This window comes from Paracoccus xiamenensis (assembly GCF_011308835.1).
GTDB classification, from domain to species: Bacteria; Pseudomonadota; Alphaproteobacteria; order Rhodobacterales; family Rhodobacteraceae; genus Paracoccus; species Paracoccus xiamenensis.
Genome location: NZ_JAAOHY010000006.1, coordinates 22075 through 41461 on the forward strand (window position 1 = coordinate 22075; position 19387 = coordinate 41461).

Annotated in this window: 19 protein-coding genes; 8 read left to right on the forward strand and 11 right to left on the reverse strand. The window is 63.5% G+C overall.

The genetic code is table 11. The features are described from left to right. Window positions 1-6 precede the first annotated feature (6 nt). The gene (locus tag G7044_RS12920; RefSeq protein WP_166329515.1) at window positions 7-705 is read left to right on the forward strand and encodes an ABC transporter ATP-binding protein; all 699 of its coding nucleotides are present in this window, start codon (window positions 7-9) and stop codon (window positions 703-705) included. Between the two features lie 6 nt (window positions 706-711). Here the strand turns inward: G7044_RS12920 and G7044_RS12925 are convergent, their stop codons facing one another. The 5 genes from G7044_RS12925 to G7044_RS12945 all read right to left on the reverse strand — a co-directional run bounded on the left by G7044_RS12925 (window position 712) and on the right by G7044_RS12945 (window position 7644). After that, window positions 712-3240, reverse strand: coding sequence for a glycosyltransferase (locus tag G7044_RS12925; RefSeq protein ID WP_207630297.1), 2529 nt, complete (start codon window positions 3238-3240; stop codon window positions 712-714). Window positions 3241-3312: 72 nt separating this feature from the next. Further along, complete coding sequence (locus G7044_RS12930; RefSeq protein WP_166329517.1) at window positions 3313-4365, reverse strand: hypothetical protein; 1053 nt, start codon at window positions 4363-4365, stop codon at window positions 3313-3315. 312 nt (window positions 4366-4677) lie between these two features. Further along, complete coding sequence (locus G7044_RS12935) at window positions 4678-5139, reverse strand: tellurite resistance TerB family protein (RefSeq protein WP_166329519.1); 462 nt, start codon at window positions 5137-5139, stop codon at window positions 4678-4680. 111 nt (window positions 5140-5250) lie between these two features. Continuing rightward, window positions 5251-6156 (reverse strand): polyphosphate kinase 2, encoded by a 906-nt coding sequence (ppk2, locus tag G7044_RS12940; RefSeq protein WP_166329521.1) that lies wholly within the window; start codon window positions 6154-6156, stop codon window positions 5251-5253. 171 nt (window positions 6157-6327) lie between these two features. Next, a complete protein-coding gene (locus G7044_RS12945; RefSeq protein ID WP_166329523.1) occupies window positions 6328-7644 on the reverse strand; it encodes a methyl-accepting chemotaxis protein in 1317 nt (438 codons plus the stop codon). A gap of 173 nt (window positions 7645-7817) precedes the next feature. Between G7044_RS12945 and G7044_RS12950 the strand changes: the two genes are divergently transcribed. From G7044_RS12950 to G7044_RS12965, 4 genes are all read left to right on the forward strand, one after another. Beyond that, complete coding sequence (locus G7044_RS12950) at window positions 7818-8648, forward strand: TIGR00282 family metallophosphoesterase (RefSeq protein WP_166329878.1); 831 nt, start codon at window positions 7818-7820, stop codon at window positions 8646-8648. Between the two features lie 86 nt (window positions 8649-8734). Next, window positions 8735-10516 (forward strand): SLC13 family permease, encoded by a 1782-nt coding sequence (locus G7044_RS12955; protein ID WP_166329525.1) that lies wholly within the window; start codon window positions 8735-8737, stop codon window positions 10514-10516. A gap of 11 nt (window positions 10517-10527) precedes the next feature. Next, entirely contained in the window at window positions 10528-10890 is a 363-nt protein-coding gene (locus tag G7044_RS12960; protein WP_166329527.1) for a hypothetical protein, read from the forward strand. Between the two features lie 119 nt (window positions 10891-11009). Continuing rightward, window positions 11010-11753: a YebC/PmpR family DNA-binding transcriptional regulator gene (locus G7044_RS12965; protein ID WP_166329529.1), complete on the forward strand. Its 744-nt coding sequence runs from the start codon at window positions 11010-11012 to the stop codon at window positions 11751-11753. On the opposite strand, the gene G7044_RS12970 is transcribed toward G7044_RS12965, so the two are convergent. Continuing rightward, window positions 11754-12614, reverse strand: a complete 861-nt coding sequence (locus G7044_RS12970; protein WP_166329531.1) for a LysR family transcriptional regulator ArgP — start codon at window positions 12612-12614, stop codon at window positions 11754-11756. A gap of 87 nt (window positions 12615-12701) precedes the next feature. Between G7044_RS12970 and G7044_RS12975 the strand changes: the two genes are divergently transcribed. Next, window positions 12702-13295: a LysE/ArgO family amino acid transporter gene (locus G7044_RS12975; RefSeq protein ID WP_166329533.1), complete on the forward strand. Its 594-nt coding sequence runs from the start codon at window positions 12702-12704 to the stop codon at window positions 13293-13295. Beyond that, window positions 13292-14188, forward strand: a complete 897-nt coding sequence (locus G7044_RS12980; RefSeq protein WP_407947407.1) for a DMT family transporter — start codon at window positions 13292-13294, stop codon at window positions 14186-14188. Before G7044_RS12975 ends, G7044_RS12980 begins: the two co-directional genes overlap by 4 nt. On the opposite strand, the gene G7044_RS12985 is transcribed toward G7044_RS12980, so the two are convergent. The 4 genes from G7044_RS12985 to choX form a co-directional block, all read right to left on the reverse strand. Next, complete coding sequence (locus G7044_RS12985) at window positions 14170-14412, reverse strand: hypothetical protein (RefSeq protein ID WP_166329535.1); 243 nt, start codon at window positions 14410-14412, stop codon at window positions 14170-14172. The two genes, G7044_RS12980 and G7044_RS12985, sit on opposite strands and share 19 nt — an antisense overlap. A gap of 329 nt (window positions 14413-14741) precedes the next feature. Then, complete coding sequence (choV, locus tag G7044_RS12990) at window positions 14742-15749, reverse strand: choline ABC transporter ATP-binding protein (RefSeq protein WP_166329537.1); 1008 nt, start codon at window positions 15747-15749, stop codon at window positions 14742-14744. Continuing rightward, window positions 15746-16594: a choline ABC transporter permease subunit gene (gene choW / locus G7044_RS12995; RefSeq protein WP_166329539.1), complete on the reverse strand. Its 849-nt coding sequence runs from the start codon at window positions 16592-16594 to the stop codon at window positions 15746-15748. The genes choV and choW overlap by 4 nt, the downstream gene beginning before the upstream one ends. A gap of 7 nt (window positions 16595-16601) precedes the next feature. Further along, window positions 16602-17546, reverse strand: coding sequence for a choline ABC transporter substrate-binding protein (gene choX / locus G7044_RS13000; RefSeq protein WP_166329541.1), 945 nt, complete (start codon window positions 17544-17546; stop codon window positions 16602-16604). An 81-nt stretch (window positions 17547-17627) separates the two neighbouring features. Here choX and betI point away from each other — a divergent pair, with 81 nt between their 5' ends. Next, on the forward strand, window positions 17628-18206 hold the full coding sequence (gene betI, locus G7044_RS13005; protein WP_166329543.1) for a transcriptional regulator BetI: 579 nt from the start codon (window positions 17628-17630) through the stop codon (window positions 18204-18206). An 82-nt stretch (window positions 18207-18288) separates the two neighbouring features. Here the strand turns inward: betI and G7044_RS13010 are convergent, their stop codons facing one another. Continuing rightward, entirely contained in the window at window positions 18289-19368 is a 1080-nt protein-coding gene (locus G7044_RS13010) for a BMP family ABC transporter substrate-binding protein (protein ID WP_166329545.1), read from the reverse strand. Between the last annotated feature and the right edge of the window lie 19 nt (window positions 19369-19387).

The following is a 19387-nucleotide window of genomic DNA, read 5'->3' on the forward strand; positions in this document are numbered from 1 at the left end:
CCCGTCATGGTTCGTCTGGAAAACCTGAACAAAACCTTCCATGTGAACGGCCGCTCGAAGGTGGTTGCGAACGACATCAACGTGACCTTTCCGACCGGTCGCGCGGTGGGCCTGCTGGGCCGCAATGGTGCCGGCAAGTCGACGCTTCTGAACATGATCGCAGGCCGGATCGAGCCGTCCTCGGGCAGCATCCTGTCGACCGGCAGCATTTCATGGCCGGTCGGCTTTGCCGGATCCTTCCACCGCGACCTGACGGGTGAACAGAACGTCCGCTTCGTTGCCCGGATCTATGGGCTGGACACCGAGGAGGTCTGTGATTTCGTAGAAAAATTCGCCGAGTTGGGCGTACATTTCCGGCTTCCCTATCGCAGCTATTCGTCGGGGATGCGGTCGCGGCTGGCCTTCGCCTGTTCGATGTCGGTGCCCTTCGACACCTATCTGATCGACGAAATTACCGCGGTCGGCGATGCTGCCTTCCGGCAACGCTGTAACGAGCTGCTGGCCGAGCGGCTGGAAACCGCCTCTGCCATCGTGGTGTCGCATTCCATCAGTGGGTTGCGCAGGCTGTGCATTTCCGGCGCGGTGCTGGAAAACGGCAAGCTGACCTATTATTCGCGGCTGAATGACGCCATCCAGCAGCACCTGACGAATATGGGTGTCGATGCCGAGCCAGAGGACCTGCCGGATTACGATGAGGAAGGCTAGGCCAGACTAGGCTGGCCCCACCGCCGACCTGACGGCCTGGGCCCAGGCTGCGGCCTCGGGCGGAAGGCTGCCTTGCAATGCAGGATCGGCCTCGGTGCCGGCCTCGGCCCCGAAGCGGGTGCCCGCCAGACGCCAGAAGATGCCTTCGCGGGCATGCCGCCGGGCGCAGGTGGCGCGCACAGCGGTCAGGAACGCGGCCCGGCCTGCGCCGTCAGCAGCCATCGCACGCACCAGCGGCGCAACCTGATCGGGCGCGGCATAGAAGGCCAGATCCCCGAAGGTTGAACGGAATTGCGGCGGCAGGATGACGGGGACGCCCGCCAGCATCGCCTCGGCGATGGAACGGCCGAAGGCCTCGACCAGATCGGGATGCGGGAAATAGACATAGGCATCCAGGCCCGGCAGGTAATCCTCGGGGGCGATGCTGCCAAACGGATGCACCGTCCAGTTCTGGGGCAGGTCGCCCAGGATCTTGCGGGGGTGACCGGCACCGCCTAGGATCTCGACCCTGAAATCCGGGCTGTCGGGATAGGCGGCGCGCAGCGCCTTGGGGTTCGGGTCCCATTTTTCCGCGCCGTCGCGGGCATGGCGGCCGATGATGAAGGGGGCCGCCGAAACCGGCTTGAGCGGCCGCCCATATTGCGCGGCATCCATCGTTGGCAGCCAGTCCAGCCGCGACAGCGGCAGGGTGATGCCAAGCTGGTCGGCCTCGGCACGCATCTCATCGCGGATGACGCCGCTGATCGGGCAGAATTCCAGGCTGCCTGCCTGCATGCGGCCGACGCTTTCGACCAATTGGTCCAGCCGGTAAGCGGGCCGGCCATCCGACAGTTTCAACGAGTTGTTGATGACCACAAAGGCGTGATCGGCGGTGACACGATCCGCCATGGACCTGAACGCGGCCGAGGTGGCGGCGACCGGGTGGCGCACAATGGCCACATGCGCGCGCACATCGCCGACCCGCGCCCAGTTCACAATCAGGTCCGAATAGGCGCGCGCCCGTTCGGCCAAGCTGCGGGCGGCGTCGCGAGGGGTGGGCGCGTGGATGATCTTTACATTCAGGCCCTGTGCCAGCAGCCAGTCTACCTCGTCCAGCGTCGATGAGGTGTTTCCGCCCTTGAAGGCCAGATTCGTGATCACGACGACATCGGCCTCGATATCACGGCGCAGCCGCAGCCCCTTCGCCAGATGCGCCTGCACCATCGCCGCGACATTGCCGCCTGCATTGAGGATTTCCGACGGCGCGATGAACCGCCTTTGCGCCTGTGGAAATTCAAGGCGAGCATTGTCCGGTGTCAGGGTCGCGTGGAATTTCATGAATGATTTCTTGTATTTGCGGCGATGCTGCGAAACGCCCCCGGTTTCGGAATGCCCCAGCGTCGCGTTGTTGGTCAGCCCGGCGGGGTTGTCATAGCACAACATGGTCACCTTCGGGACCGTCGGCACATCTCGGCCCCGAATATGCTGCAGCCGGTGCAGCAATTCGGAATCGGCGCCGACGCGCGCCTCGTCCCAGTGTCCCAAGGCCCCGTGCATGACCTGCGCATCGACCATCAACGAGATGAAGGCATTGCGCAGCGCCCCGTCGATCACGTTGCCGCCGATCGGGTTGAAGCGCACCAGCCGGCCATCGCCCGAGATCCGCAACATGCCTGACATGCAGGCCGGTGTGTTGTTGTCGAGGCAGTAACGCACCTGCCGCTCGATCCGTTCGGGATGGGCCCAGTCATCGGCATCATGCCCGGTGATCCATGCGCCCAGCGACTGCGTCAGGGCAATGTTCTTGCATAGGTAAGGGCCGCCATTGACCTCGCTGCGGAAAACCCGAACGCGGGGATCTTCGGCCGCCAGGCGTTGCAGAACGGCCCAGGTGCCGTCGGTGCTGGCATCGTCCACGATCAGCAGCTCCAAGCGCTGCCAAGTCTGGGCCAGGATCGACCGCGCCGCCATCTCGATCGTGTCTTCGGCATTCCAGGCCGGCATCAGCACCGAGACCAGCGGCCCATCGGTCACCGGAGGACGCGGAACCGGGGCGCGGAACTGGTCGAACAACGCGCCCGTTCCGGTCAGTTGCAGCGGGGCGACATCCTGTCCTCGCAGATAATCATTCAGATGGATCAGCCAGCCGTCGCGATCGCCATTGTCCAATGCAGCATTGGCCCGCAGTAGCAGGGCGGTGTCGCGCAACCTGGGCGGCAGCCATTCTTCCGCCAGCGCAATCGCCAGATCGGGCCGTCCGTCATCGGCGACGCGCCCCGCCTCCAGCAGGATTACGTCGCCATCCGCCTTGCGATCGGAAAGACGCGCACGGGCAAGTGCGGCCACGGGATCATGTCGTTCGGGCAGGTGGAAGACCCCACGCACGAAGCTTGTCGAAAAGCCGGGCCCGGGATCGCGGCCAAGCCGCTGGCCATAGCGCAGGAAATGCCGCGCGGGGTCGATGCCGGACAGTCTGACATCGGGATAGATGCTGCCATACCACTCTGCATCGAACTGGCCGCTATCGATCAGGTTCTTGCGGGAACGGTCAAACATCGGGCATGCGGCCTCTGGTTTCAGGCGTGCGGAGAAGGTTCGGCAGGCCGGCCGCTGCGCCAGAGCAGGTCGTCATTTGGGTCCACCCGGCCCCGCCATCAGTTTCGCCAGCCGCGCCGCGGTTTCAACATCGCGCTGTGCAAAGCCGGCGGCAGCCTTGGGGGGGGGCGCGGCGGGCTTGGCTTCTTCGGGATCATCGCTGATGACGAAGCTTCCCTTTTCGCCGGGCGCGACCCCGCGCGCGATCCGAATCTCATGGACATAGGGCAAAAGGCTGGTGGGCGAGGCGCCGGGGTTGCGGATGATCGCGCGCAGCCAATCGTTCAACAACAGCGGTGGGACGGCGCCCGAATGCCCCTCGACCCCCCAAAAGCCGGATTCCAGAACAAAGCGGTCCGATGGGTGCCGCGCCATGACGGCCGCGAAGGGCAGCATGTGCTTTTCAACATGGACGCTGTCACCGGCCGAATACAGCATGACGACATTGTTCGTCATTGGCGTGTCGTAAAGCTTGCACAGGTTCGCCCCTGTTACCTCGGCCAGCGGCGATTTCGGGGGCAGGCTCGGCCAGACTGCCTTGCGATAGCCGGGCTTCCGGCTAAGGCTGTATCGGTCGAGATTGGTCTGCGCGCCGGCAACAACGGCATAGCTGTCCGCGAAATGGAAAGAGGCATGCAGCGCGGCAAACCCGCCAGCCGAGCCACCCATGAAAATCACCTGCTGGACCTTCAGGATGGGCAGGCAATCGGCGATGATCCGCAGGATCGCGGCCTGGGTGTCGAAGCCTTCATGGCCGGCATACCAGCAGACGCCGAAATCGCCTTCGACCAGCATTGTCGGATCCGAAATCGCCAGCTGATGCGGGGATGGTGCGTTAAAACGGTTATGCTGTGGAAAAACCGGAAGCGTGCGCCTGGTCTTGTCGACCGCACCGTGAAAATTGACGATCAGGGTGTCGGTGGTGCCCCGGCGAAAGCTCAGCGGGACGACGCCATCTTCCACCGTCAGCATGAAAGGCTTCTGTCCCAGCAGCCCTGCTTCCAGATCCCGCTTCGGAAGGCCGAACAGATTGCCGTCCAGAAGGCTGCGCGACGCGGATTTGAGCTTGGAGAGGTATTGGCGCATTCTGGCTTGGATTCCGCTAGATTTCGGTGATGCGCCCAGATCTGCCGAACGATCAGTTATCCGCTGATACGCCTGTTGTTCGTCAAACTCAACTGACCCGAGGGGGCGCGCGATGCTGTGCGCGGCCCTGCGCCGGTGTGACATTCAACGCGTGCCAGACAACGGCGCAGCGGTGTGAAGCGGGCGGGCATCCGGGGCGCTGTTTGTCCGGATGCCGGCGGGCAAGGGCCGCGCCATTTGTCCGCTTGGGTGTCAGAGGAAAATTTTGCGCCATGTCCGCAGGTTAATGGCGGATCGGGGACCTGCGCCGGGTCAGCTTTCTGCGAGCCCCAGGTCTGCCATCACGCGTTGGCGGATCAGGCCTGAATCGCGGTCGTTAATGCCCAGAAGGCCCGAGACCAGCCGGACCAGCGACTCCTCTTCGGCGCTGCGGGCGCCGTCGGCATAGGCGATTTCCCAAAGCGCGGCGATGATATCGCTGCGATCTTCCAGCGCGATGCGGTCCTTGATCAGCCGGGTAAAGCGCACGGTATCGGGGGCTTCTGCCTCAATCATCTCGGCGGCGGCGCGCCGCTCGGCTGCTTCGGTCGAATCGAGGCCGCGACGGCGGGCAAGAATCTGGTCGATTCGCGCGACCTCCGCCTGCGAATAGCGTTCGTCCGCACGGGCGATACGAACCAGAAGTGCAGCCAAGGCGACCTCGGCGTCCTGGCCCCTCAACGGGGCGGACGGGGCTTCCTGACCAAATAGGCGGGACATCAGATTGCGGAACATTGGCAAATCATACGCTTTGGCATTGAAATAACAACACGTATCGGCCCGACATTACGCGCCGTCAGGCGGATAGCCGCCGCCGGTATCGGCGGCGGGAACCTGCCGGTCGTGTCAGTATTTCTGTGGGACATAGAGATCTCGGGGAAGCACATCGCGTTCGTAATCGGGGTTGAAGACACGTTCTGGCAGCGCGATGTCCTCGTGCGGGACTTCGGTATAGGGCATCAGCGACAGCAGGTGGTCCATGCAATTGAGCCGCGCGCGTCGCTTGTCATTGCCGGGGACGATGTACCAGGGCGCTTCGGGGATGTTCGTGCGCTCGAACATCTCCTCCTTCGCTTTGGTATAGGCCTCCCAGCGGATGCGCGATTGCAGGTCCATCGGCGACAGTTTCCATTGTTTCATCGGGTCATGGATGCGCATCAGAAAGCGCATCTGCTGTTCTTCGTCGGTGACAGAGAACCAGTATTTTACCAGCCGGATCCCTGACCGGACGAGCATGCGTTCGAATTCGGGCACGTCGTCGAAGAACTGCTGAACTTGGGATTCGCTGGCAAAACCCATCACTCGCTCGACCCCGGCGCGGTTGTACCAGCTGCGGTCGAACAGGACGATTTCGCCCCCCGCCGGCAGATGGGGAACATAGCGCTGGAAGTACCATTGGGTCTTTTCGCGATCCGAAGGGGCGGGCAGGGCCACCACGCGGGCCACACGCGGGTTCAGGCGCTGGGTGATGCGCTTGATGGCGCCGCCCTTGCCGGCGCTGTCGCGGCCCTCGAAAATGACGACGACCTTTTCCTTGTAGTGGCTGACCCAGTCCTGAAGCTTGATCAGCTCGGACTGCAGCTGCAGCAGGTCCTTGAAGTACTTTTTGCGATCCATCTGATCGGGATGGGTGTCGCGATAGATCTGCTTGATTTCGCGGCTGAGGACGGCGTCCTCCAGCTCCAGCTCGTAATCCTCGTCAAGCGAGTCCTGCAGCTCGGCCTCGAGCCAGTCTTGCGGTTCGTTGGTCATGCGCTCCTCCAGGTCGGCTCAAGCGATATAAGCGCGGATTGTGACTGTTTTACAGAGGAGCAGCATGCAGGCCGCCGAGCAGCTGCCGTTAAGGCCTGAATTTTTCATCGGAGGGGGGAGGAAGAAGCCGCCCGGCGAGCTGACCGGGCGGAGCGCGGCTGTCGTCGCAGGTCAGGCGACCTGGCGTGACAGGCCCGAGCGACCCGGCTGCACCGCTTCGGTTTCGAATCTTCCCAGCAGCTGGGTGAGTTCGCTCACCTGCGCCGAAAGCGAGGCGGCCGCCGTGGCATAGCTTTCCGACATTGACAGGTTGGCCTGGTTTACACTGTCCAGATGCGAAAGCGCGGAAGACACTTCCTGCACACCGGTCGATTGTTCGGCCGTCGCGTGGGCGACGCCAGAAATGTTGTCGACAACCCCGCGTACGGCAGTCTGGATTTCGTTCAGCGCGCTGCCGGTCTGACGCACCAGTGCCGCGCCCGCCTGAACTTCTGCTTCGCTTTTGCCGATCAGTTCGGCGATGCTTTGCGAGGCCTTACCGGATTGCTGGGCGAGGTTGCGGACCTCCTGGGCGACAACCGCAAAGCCTCGACCGACTTCGCCGGCGCGGGCGGCTTCGACGGCGGCATTGATCGACAGCAGGTTTGTTTGAAAAGCGAAATTCTCGATCACCCGCGTGAATTCGCCCATGCTCTTGGTATGTTGCTCGATCCGCCCAATTGCGGCCACTGCATCGGCGACGACGTCGTTGCCGTGTGTGACAACCTTTTCGGCCTCTTGCGCGGCGCGGTTCACTTCTTGCGCTGCGGTGCTGGTCATCGAGGTGTTCCCCGAGATTTGCTCGACCGCGGCGACGGTTTGTTCGAGCGAGGCGGCCTGGCTTTCGCCGCGGCGCGCCAAGTCGTCTGCACCCTGAGCGATCTGCGAAGCTTCCTTGTGAATCATCACCACACGTTCGCGAATCTCGTTCACCATAATGGCTAAACTCTCGATCGTGTGGTTCAACCGGTCACGGACCATGCGAAATTCGGTGGGCACATCGCCGGTCATTCGAAAGTTCAGTTTCCCTTCTGTCAGCTTGCGCAGGCCCTGGATGAAGCTGGTGATCGCCGCCTTTTCAGCGGTGATGTCGTTCGCCATTTTCAGAACGCCCGAGACCGTGCCGTCAGCCTCTTTCAGCGGCACATAGCTGCCATTGATCCAGACGGTCTTGCCGTCGCGAGTCACGCGTTCAAATTCGCCGGTGACAGCCACATCAGAGCCGAGCTGACGCCAAAGATCGGCATATTCGACGGTGTTGGCGAAATCCGGCCGCACAAAGATGCGGTGATGCCGACCGACGATATCATCACGTCGATAGCCCATCAGATGCAGGAAGGTTTCATTTACGTCGACAATGGTGCCATCGAGTGTAAATTCGATCATCGCCTGGGCGCGGCTGAGCGCCTTGATGCGATCACAGTCCGTGAGTCGTGTTGGTTCGGTCATCGCCGTCCTCGTTGCTGATCCTGCAACGACCTATAGGCAGCAAAGATTAAGAACGGCTTGATGCTTCTGCATTTTATCTAATCGCAATCGGTCCGCTGATGGTAAGCGGCCAAGCTGCTAGACTTCGTTCATGCGTGCCGGGTAAACAGGCGCGGATCTGAAAAGGCGGTATGATGCGAATTCTGTTTCTGGGCGACGTGATGGGACGGGCGGGGCGCACCGCGGTGGCCGAGCGTCTGGCCGGGCTGAAATCGGCGCTGCGGGTGGATTTCTGTGTCGTGAACGGGGAAAACGCCTCGGGCGGGATGGGGCTTTCGGGCGGCCATGCCCAGCTTTTGCTGGCGGCGGGCGCTGATGTGGTGACGCTGGGCGATCATGCTTTCGATCAGAAGGATATGATCGGCTTCATCGAAAAAGAGCCGCGTGTCCTGCGCCCGATCAACTTCGCCAAGGATGCTCCGGGGCGTGGCGCCGGCGTTTTCGAGGCTTCGCGCGGGCGCAAGGTCATGGTGGCGCAGGTTCTGGGCAATGTCTTCATGAAGCGCGCCTTCGACGATCCTTTCTCGGCACTGGACGGGATCTTGCGCGCGCATCCGATGGGGGCGATGGCGGGTGTTCAGGCGGCGATGGTCGACTTTCATGCCGAGGCGACGTCCGAGAAGATGGCGGCCGGGCATTTCTGCGATGGGCGCGCCAGTCTGGTCGTCGGCACCCATACGCATGTGCCAACCGGCGATGCGCAGATCCTGAACCGCGGGACCGGCTATCTGACCGATGCGGGGATGTGCGGCGATTATGACAGCGTGATCGGCATGGACAAGGCCGAGCCGATGCGCCGTTTTGTCACCGGCATGACCCGTGACCGCTTCGCTCCGGCCGAGGGCGCGGTCACGCTGTCTGGCGTGATGGTCGAGACAGATGATCGCACTGGCCTGGCCCGCAATGTCTGGCCGATCCGCGATGGTGGCAGGCTGGCAACCGCGATGCCGCCCGAAACCGCCTGAGGCCTCCGGCCACCTTGCGCAGCCTGCGCGCTTCGTCCAAAGATGCGCGGATTGGCCGGACCACCGGCCGCCAGCTTGAGGACTGAATGTTCGGTATCGAACTGACCGGGAACGCCTCGGCAATCGCCACGATGCTCATCATCGTCGGCATGCTGACCTTGTTCGTCCGCGAGACCTATCCGCCGGAAGTGACAGCCATCCTGGGTGCGGCGGTGCTGCTGGTGCTGGGTATCATGCCGGCCGACGATGTCACCAAGGTGCTGGCGAACCCGGCGCCCTGGACCATTACCTTCATGTTCATCATCGTCGGCGGCCTGGTGCGCACAGGCGCGCTTGACTGGATCGGTCAGCACGCAGCGCGGCACGCGAAGCAGCGGCCCTTTGTAACGCTTGCGGGCCTGTCAGCAACGGTGCTGGCGATGTCGGCATTCGTGAACAACACGCCGCTGGTCGTGGTGATGATGCCCATCTTCATGCAGCTGGCCCGCGAGCTGGATCAGGCGCCCTCAAAGCTGCTGATGCCGCTGTCGTACCTGTCGATCCTCGGCGGGACGGTCACCATGATCGGGACCTCGACCAACCTGCTGGTCGACGGCGTTGCCCGCGCCGCCGGAGAGCCCGCCTTCGGTATTTTCGAGATCACGCCCGTAGGCCTGGCCATGGCCATGGTAGGTCTGACCTATCTGCTGTTCGTCGCGCCAAAGCTGCTGCCCGTGCGTGATTCGATGTCGGCGCTGATGTCGTCGTCGAAATCCAAGATGAAGTTCTTCACCGAAGTCGCCATCCCCGAAGACAGCACGCTGATCGGCAAGAAGCTGGAAGAGGTCGACATCTTTACCCGCGAGAACGCGCGCGTCATCGACGTGCTGCGCGGCGACGCCTCGCTGCGCCGCGATCTGGCGGCGGTGACGCTGGAAGCGGGCGACCGGGTCGTTCTGCGCACGCCCATGTCCGAGGTGCTGGGCCTGCAGGGCAACAAGGACCTGCGAATGGTCGACAAGCTCAGCTCTGTCCAGACCAACACGGTCGAGGTGCTGATTACGCCGGGCTGCCACATGATCGGCCGGTCGCTGGGGTCGATGCGCCTGCGGCGGCGCTATGGCGTTTATGTGCTGGCCGCCCATCGCAAGAACCAGAATATCGGCCGGCAACTGGACGATCTGGTCGTCCGCGTCGGCGATACGCTGCTGCTGGAGGGCGCGCCCGCCGATATTCAGCGTCTGTCCGCCGACATGGAGATGGTCGAGGTCAGCGCGCCTTCGGACCGCGCCTTTCGCCGCAAGCATGCGCCGATTGTCGTGGCCGTGCTGGCCGGAGTGGTCGCGCTTTCGGCCTTTGAGGTCGCACCGATCCTGCTGCTGGCCTTTATCGGCGTGGCCATTGTTCTGGGCACGCGCTGCATCGACGCCGACGAAGCGCTGAGCTTTGTCGATGGGCGCCTGCTGGCGCTGATTTTTGCGATGCTGGCGGTCGGATCGGGGTTGGACAATTCCGGCGCGGTCGAACTGATCGTCAGCTGGATCGCTCCGGTGTTGACGGATCTGCCGCATTGGGGGCTGGTGTTGGCGGTCTATCTGCTGGCGACGACACTGACGGAAACTGTGACCAACAACGCGGTTGCGGTGATCGTGACACCCGTCGCGATTTCGCTGGCGCATTCGCTGGGGGTCGACCCGCGGCCGCTGATCATTGCGGTGATGATGGGCGCCTCGGCCAGTTTTGCCACGCCGATCGGCTATCAGACCAATACGCTGGTTTACGGGCCCGGCGGCTATCGCTTCGCCGATTTTATCCGTGTAGGCTTGCCGCTGAACCTTCTGATGGCGTTGACCGCGGCGCTGGTAATCCCCATCTTCTGGCCTCTGTAGGGAGTCAAATCATGGCACTGAAACAGATGATCGCTGCCGGTGTGGCCGCTGCCTTGCTGGGCGGATGCGCCATCACCCCGGAACAAGCCGTGGCCGACCGGGTCTTTCTGCTGAACGACCGGCTAACGGTGATCTTTTCCAACGGAATGCAATGCCGGGTCGACAATATCTCGCAACGGCTGAGCGGAGAGATGACCGGCTGCCCGGTGTCAGCGCGCTATGACATCCTGATGGACCGGCCGGGATACTTCCCCGATACCATTACCGAACCCTATGCCGACATCTACATCATCAAGCCGGACGGCTTTGTGAAGCGGTTCGAAAAGCCCGATTCGCGCAACTGGAAAGAAGTGTTCCGCGAACACGACGACTAGGAACGTCACGGGCTGGATCTTGCGGACCTATGGGCGGCGCAGGCTTGCCTGAGCGGCTGGCTGTGCCTATAGACGCTCCGTCACAAGAATAAATCACGAAACTCCCCAAGGAGCACGCCATGGCTGGCCATTCCAAATGGGCGAACATCCAGCACCGCAAGGGTCGGCAGGATGCGATCCGCTCGAAGCTGTTTTCGAAACTGGCGAAGGAAATCACCGTCGCCGCGAAGATGGGCGACCCTGATCCCGACAAGAACCCGCGCCTGCGTCTGGCGGTGAAGGAAGCGAAATCGAACTCTGTCCCCAAGGACGTGATCGACCGCGCCATCAAGAAGGCCATCGGCGGTGACGCCGAAAACTATGACGAGATCCGCTATGAAGGTTACGGCCCGAACGGTATCGCCATCATGGTCGAGGCGATGACCGACAACCGCAACCGCACCGCCTCCAACGTGCGCAGCTATTTCACCAAGTCGGGCGGCGATATGGGCCAGACCGGCAGCGTCGCCTTCATGTTCGACCGCAAGGGCGAGATCATGTACCCGGCCAGCGTCGGCCATGCCGACACGGTGATGATGGCCGCGATCGAGGCGGGCGCCGATGACGTGGAATCGGACGAGGAAGGCCACTGGATCTATTGCAGCGACACCGACCTGAACGAGGTCGCCGCAGCACTGGAAGCGGCCTTGGGCGAATCCGAGACGACGAAGCTGATCTGGAAGCCGCAGGCCCCGACCGAGATCACCGATCTGGAAACCGCGCAGAAGCTCATGAAGCTGATCGACACGCTGGAAGATGACGATGACGTGCAGACCGTCACCGGCAATTTCGACCTGTCCGAAGACGTGGCAGCGCAGCTGTAATTACTGAATCAGCGCCGCTGCGGCGGCGCGTCGGATCGCCCGCGTCAGCGGTGCCAGCGATGGCGCCATGATGCGGGCGATTTGCCAATAAAGCCTGACATCCAGCGCTGCATCCGCCCTCAGGGGTACCAGCAGGCCATCGCGCAGGTCGTCGGCAATCATCAATTCGGGGCTCATTCCCCAGCCCATGCCCAGCCGGGTCGCCTGAACGAAGGCCTCGGCATTGGGGATCATGTGGCAGGGCAGGGCGATATTGTCGCCGAAATGCTGCCGCACCCACAGATCCTGCAAACCGTCCTTGCTGTTGAAGATCAGCGCCGGCACCGAAGCCAGCGCCTTTGCGGTGATGCCCTCGGCGAAGTGGCGGCCAATGAAATCAGGGCGCGCCACCGCCAGATAGCGCATCGCCCCCAGCTCGAAACTGTCGCATCCGGGCACCGGACCGCGCTGCCCGGTGATGGCGGCGCTGACCAGACCCGCGCGCAGCCAGCTTTCCGCGTGATCCTGATCGTCAATCACCAGATCGACCAGCCCCGGTGCCTGCGGCAGCGCCGCAATCGCCCAACTGGCCAGGCTGTCGGCGTTTATCGCGATGCGGATGGTTGGACGCGCCGCCGGGGTGATGGCCAACCCTGCCTCCAGCAATTGCACTTGGCCCCAATGGGCGATCAGTCGCAGCCCGGCCTCGGTCGGGGTCACCGGCGGGCCGCGATCCAGCAGGACCTGACCCATCCGTGCCTCCAGCGACTTGATGCGTTGGGACACGGCGGGCTGGGTGATGCCAAGCGCGCGGGCGGCGGCATCGAAAGATCCGCGCCGGGCGATCTCAGCCAGGGCTGCGAGGGCGGGGTAGTCGATCATAAATACGTCTTATCACAGTTAATCATAATGAATTTCCATTATGCGTCGTCCTCAGGCAAGACCCGGACAGATAAATCGGGGTCAAACATGCACACCTATCTTGTCGGACTGGGAACCGGGCTTTCGCTGATCGTGGCCATTGGCGCGCAGAATGCCTTTGTGCTGCGGCAGGGCCTGTTGCGCAGCCATGTCTTTGCAGTCGGGCTGTTCTGTGCGTTATCGGATGCAATTCTGGTGACGCTTGGCGTCTTCGCGGCAGGCCAGCTGTCGCAAATCGCGCCATGGTTCACCGAGGTGATGCGCTGGGGCGGCGCAGCCTTTTTGATCTTCTACGGGCTGAAGGCCGCGCGTTCGGCAATTGCTGGCGGCGAGGGGTTGCGGACGGGCGGGCAGGGGCAAGCGTTCTGGCCGGCCATGGGCACGGTGGCGGCGCTGACCTGGGCCAACCCGCATGTCTATCTGGATACGGTGGTGCTTCTGGGGGCGGTCTCGGCCGATTTCAGCAACAAGCAGGCCTTCGCGGCGGGGGCGGTGACCGGGTCCTTCCTGTTCTTCTTCTCGTTGGGATATGGGGCGCGACTGCTGGCCCCGATCTTCGCGCGGCCGCGCGCCTGGCAGGTGCTGGATATGGTCATCGCGCTGGTAATGTGGTCTATCGCTGCAAAGCTGATCATGGGGTGACGGTGGCCGTCCAGCCGCGAAATGACCTTGCCGGTGTGGCGTGGATGGTGGCGACGGGCCTGTGCTTCGTTGCCGTCAACGCATTGGTCAAGATCTACGGCCAAGGGCTTCCGGCGGCGCAATCGGCCTTCATTCGATTTCTGTTCGGGGTCGCCTTTCTGAGCCCGGCACTGATCGGCGTGGTGCGGCGAGGGCTGCCGCGCAGCCTGATCGGGCCGTTCGTGCTGCGCGGTGCGCTGCATTCGCTGGCGGTGATGCTGTGGTTTTTTGCCATGACGCGGATCCCCATCGCCGAGGTGACGGCCATCGGCTTTCTGAACCCCATTGTCGCCACGGTCGGCGCGGCCCTGCTGCTGGGCGAGACGCTGTCATGGCGGCGAGGGCTGGCAATCGGGGTGGCGCTGCTGGGCGCGCTGGTGGTGCTGCGTCCGGGAATGCGTGCGCTGGATCCGGGGCATATGGCACAGATCGGCGCGGCACTGGGGTTCGGCCTGTCCTATCTGCTGGCGCGGCAGCTGGCGCAGCGCGCGCCTGCGGATGTGGTGGTGGCGATGATGGCGCTGACCGTGACGATCGGACTGGCGCCGCTGGCCCTCGCCGTCTGGGTGCCGCCGACATGGGAACAGGTCTTTGGCATGGGGCTGGTCGCTGTTTTCGCGACGGTCGGGCATTACACCATGACGCGCGCCTTCGCGGTCGCGCCGATGGCGGTGACGCAGCCGGTTACCTTCCTGCAACTGATCTGGGCCAGCCTGCTGGGCGTGGCCCTGTTCGCCGAGCCGTTCGACCCGATGGTGCTGGTGGGCGGCACCATGATGATTGCCGCCATCAGTTATATCACCTGGCGCGAGGCGCGGCTGAACGCCGCGCCCCCTCAGCGCAGATCCCAATAGCGCGGGCTTGGCGCCTCGGGCGGCAGGCCGATGTCGCGGCGCAGGTATCCTGTCTGCGGCGGCTTGCCGGGCTTTGTGTTCCGCGCACGCTTCAGCCCGAGCCGCTTGCGGCGCAGCGCATGGGACAGCAAGGCAAGCGCCATCCGCCGCCAGCCATAGCGGGCGACCAGCCATTCAACATGATCTTGTGGGACGGACCGCCCCGGACGGATGATGATATTCATCGGTAACCTCAATCCGCGCCGCGCGAATGGCGCGGGCGTTGAAACGGAAAAATGGGATGCGGACGCGGCTGCAATGGCAGCCGGCATCGGCGGGTCAGGTCCTGGAAAGCAGTCCGGGGAGGGGCTTACAGCGCGCGGCGCGAAGCGGTCCCAGTGAAATGCACCCATCGCCAGCACAGGTGGGCAGCGAGCGTGATAGCCATATTCTCCCCCCTCTATGTTGCTTCGGGTGTCGCAATGACGGCAAGCCTAGCCAAGACCTGCCGCCGATCAAGCCTGCGGGTGACGAAAAGTCGCGCTGTGGCGGCGCGGCCACAGGTCGGTCTGGATCAGGCTGAAAGGCGTTGCAGGACCTGATCGCGGGTGACGATCCCGCCGCTGGCGACAGGGCGCGCCTCGGCCCCGCAAAGTGCGGTGAGCACCTGCTTCAGTGGCAGGTCGCCGGGCAAGGCGGGGCCGTCCGCCTGTCCCGGGGCGGCCAGATCGGAGGCGGTCAGCACCTCCAGCGGGTTCAGATGGGCCACGAAATCGGCGACATAGGGGCTGGCCGGGTGGGCGAGGATCTGCCGCGCGGTGCCGGTCTGGACGATGCGGCCGCCCTCCATCAGGGCGATGCGGTTGCCCAGCTTGAAAGCCTCGTCAAGGTCGTGGCTGACGAACAGGATGGTGCGGCGCGATTCGCGCTGAAGCTCCAGCAGCTCGTCCTGAAGGCGGGTGCGGATCAGCGGATCCAGCGCGCTAAAGGGTTCATCCATCAGCAGGATCGGCGCTTCGGTTGCAAAGGCGCGGGCGAGTCCGACGCGCTGCTGCATGCCGCCCGAAAGCTCGCCCACAGGCCGGTCGGCCCAGCCATCCAGCCCGACCATCTTCAGCTGCTCAGCTACGCGGGTGCGTCGCGTTTCGGGCGCGGTGTGGGCCAGTTCCAGCCCCAGCCCGACATTATCCGCCACGCTGCGCCAGGGCAGCAGCCCGAACTGCTGAAATACCATTGAGACATGGTTGAGCCGCAACTGGCGCAGGGTCCGCGCGTCGGCCTGCGGGACCGAAACCATCTGCCCGTCCATCCGCACCCGCACATCGCCGCGCACCACCGGGTTCAGCCCGTTGACCGCCCGCAGCAGCGTCGATTTGCCGGAACCGGACAGGCCCATCAGCACAACGATTTCGCCCTCGGCCACGTTCAGGCTGGCATCGTGAACGCCCAGTATCTTGCCGGTTGCGCCCTCGATGGCGCTGCGGTCCAGACCTTCATCGGCCAGCCGCAGGGCGTGGGCGGGGCGCTTGCCGAAGATGATCGAGCAGGCGTCGAATTCGATGGCGTTCCGGTTATCGGTCACGATTTTTTCCTTACCCGCAGCAGCCGGTCCAACATGACCGCCACCACGACGACCACCAGCCCGGATTCGAAACCAAGAGAGGCATTGACGGAGTTCAGCGCCCGCACCACCGGCACGCCCAGCCCGTCCGCACCGACCAGCCCGGCGATGACCACCATGGACAGCGACAGCATGATGGTCTGGTTCAACCCGGTCATGATCTGGGGCAGGGCGCTTGGCAGTTCGACCTTCCACAGCAATTGACGCGGCGTGGCGCCGAAGGCGGTGGCGGCCTCGGTCAGGGTGCGCGGGGTCGATGCGATGCCCAGTTGGGTCAGCCGGATCGGCGCGGGCAGCACGAAGACCACGGTGGCGATCAGCCCGGCCACCATGCCGACGCCGAAGAAGACGATGACCGGGATCAGATAGACATAGGTCGGCAATGTCTGCATCAGGTCCAGCAGCGGCCGCACCCATTCATACAGTTTTGGCCGGTGCCCAAGCGCGATGCCGATGGGCACGCCGATGGCCATGCAGAAGGCGCAGGCGGTCAGGACCAGCGTCAGCGACTGCATGGTTTCTTCCCAATAGCCCTGATTCAGAATGAACAAGAACCCCGCCACGATCCCCAGCGTTGTGGGCCAACTGCGTTGCAGCAGATGCGCGAGCACCGCGAAGAGGCCGAGGATGACAAAGGGATGCGGCGTCAGCAACAGCCACAACACGCCGTCGATCAGCGATTCCATTCCGTCGGCCACGGCGTCAAAGAAGGCGCTGGCATGGGTGATCAGCCAGTCAAAGACCCGGCCAGCCTCGCGGCCGACCGGGATCTTCGTCTTTGTGACCAGATCGAGAAGTTGGTCCAAGGCTGGCTCAGCCCTCCAGCGCGGCGGTCAGAAGTTCGACCGCGTCACGGCCGTCCTGCGCGGTCACACCGTCAAGCCAGGCGGTGGCGGTGTCGGGATTTGCCTTCAGCCATGCCTTCGCGGCCTCGTCCGGGGCAGTGCCATCGTTCAGGATCGCGCCCATGATCTCGTTTTCCAGGGGCAGGGTGAATTCCAGATTCTGCAGGAACTTGCCGACATTCGGGCATTCCGCCGCATATCCGGTGCGGGTCGTGGTCTGGACTTCGGCGCCGCCCAGATTGGGGCCGAAGATGTCGTCCCCGCCGGTCAGATAGGTCAGCTCGAAGCTGCTGTTCATCGGATGCGGTTCCCAGCCGAGGAAGACGATGGGTTTTTCGCCGCGGGTTTCGCGCGCCACCTGACCCAGCATCCCCTGTTCCGAGGATTCGACGATCTCGAACGTCCCCAGCCCGAATTTGTCCTGCGCCACCATGTCGATCAGCAGCCGGTTGCCGTCATTGCCCGGCTCGATCCCATAGATCTTGCCTTCCAGCGCGTCCTTGTGCTCGGCGATCTTGGCGAAATCGGTAATGCCCAGATCGGCCCCGGCCTTGTTGGTGGCCAGCGTGTATTTCGCCCCGGTCAGGTTGGTGCGGAGGATGTCGATGGTACCCGAATCGCGATAAGGGGCGATGTCAGCTTCCATCGAGGGCATCCACAGGCCCAGGAACACGTCGACGTCGCCCGTCGACATGGCCGTGAAGGTCACCGGCAGCGACAGCACTTTGATATCGGTGTCATAGCCGAGCGCCTCCAGAATCGTGGTCGCCACGGCCGTGGTCGCGGTGATGTCGGTCCAGCCCACATCCGAGAAGGTGACCGTCTGGCAGTCCGCCGGTTCCTGCGCGGCGGCGGGCAGGCTGGGCAGGGCAAGGGCGGCGGTCGTCAGCAGCAACGCGGCGATACGGTTCATGTCTTCTCCTCAGGCATTTTATTGATTGACCAGTCAATCAACGCGGGTTATTGGTGGGCAAACCGACCGCGAGGTGCGCGGATGCGTAAGCGTGCCCGGCAGACTACTCGAAAAACCGAATTAATCAATGCGGCAATCCAGACCATTGCCCGTTCCGGCACGCTTGACGTGACGGTCGCCGATATTGCCCGGCAGGCGGGCATGTCTCCTGCGCTGGCGCATCACTATTTCGGTTCCAAGGATCAGATGTTCCTGTCCACCATGCGCGAGATCCTACGCCGCTATGGTCTGATCGTGCGTGAGGCGGTGTCTGCCGCCGATGGTCCGCGCGCGCGGCTGTTGGCGGTGCTTGATGCGAGCCTTGGGCCCGAACATTTCGACGCCGATACGGTGGGCGCCTGGCTGACCTTCTATGCGCTTGCCCAGCAGAACGAGGAAGCGGCGCGGCTGTTGCGGGTTTATCACCGCCGCCTGCGCAGCAATCTGCTGGTCGACCTGCGGCCCTTGCTGGGCGTGCGCGCGGTCGAGGTGGCGGAAACGCTGGGGGCGCTGATCGACGGTGTGTATCTGCGGCAGGCGCTGTCGGATTCTGCGCCGGCGATGCTGCTGAAGCTGCCGCGTGACTATCTGCTGGGGATCCTTGGGTCCAAGGAAGCCTGACCCGGTCACCCGCCGTTGGCGGATGCCTTGGGCATGAAAAAACCGGGGCCAAAGCCCCGGTGCGATGTTGTGGCGAAGTGCCTTACTTCGGGATCTCGGCGGTGATGCCTTCGACATAGAAGTTCATCTGCGACAGTTCCTCATCCGTCGCAGTGGCACCCTCTGCCAGCCAGTCGCTGCCGTCCTGCTTCTTCAGCGGGCCGGTGAAGGGATGATATGCGCCCGAGGCGATTTGTTCTTTCAGCGCCTCGGCCTCGGCCTTCACCTCGGCGGGGACGGCGTCGGTGATTTCGCCGATCTCGACCTCGCCATCGCCGATGCCAGCCCAGGTCGCTTTCGATTCCCAGGTGCCATCCAGAACCGCGCCCACGCGCTGAATGTAATACGGCGCCCAGTTGTCGATGATCGACGACACCCGCGGCGAAGGCTTGAAGGCCGCCATGTCCGAGGCCTGACCGAAGCCGATGGCGCCGGCTTCCTGCGCCTTGGCCAGCGGTGCCGTCGAATCGGTATGCTGCAGGATCACGTCCACGCCTTCAGCCAGAAGGGCGGCCGCCGCGTCTGCCTCTTTCGCGGGGTCGAACCAGCTATAGGCCCAGACCACCTTCATCTCGACATCCGGGTTCACCTTGCGGGCGTGGATGAAGGAAGAGTTGATGCCCTGAATGACCTCGGGGATCGGGAAGGAACCGATATAGCCGATCTTGTTCGATTCGGTCATCCGACCGGCGATGGTGCCCATGACGGCGCGGCCTTCATAGAAACGCGCGTCATAGGTCGAGACGTTGTCGGCGCGTTTGTAGCCGGTGGCATGTTCGAATTTGATGTCGGGGAACTTCTGCGCCACGTTGATCGTGGCATCCATGAAGCCGAAGCTGGTGGTGAAGATCAGCTTGTTGCCGGCCAGTGCCAGCTGGGTGATGGCGCGTTCGGCATCGGCGCCTTCGGGGACGCTTTCGATGAAGGTGGTCTCGACCCGATCACCGAATTCGGCCTCGACCGCCTGACGGCCCTGATCGTGCTGATAGGTCCAGCCGCCATCGCCCACCGGGCCGACATAGATGAAGCCGACCTTCAGCTTCTCCGCGTCCTGCGCCATCGCCGGAAGACCCGACAGGGCAGCGACGGCCGCGGTTGTGATAAGGAACGTTCTGCGCTGCATGGATATTCTCCCTGTTTAT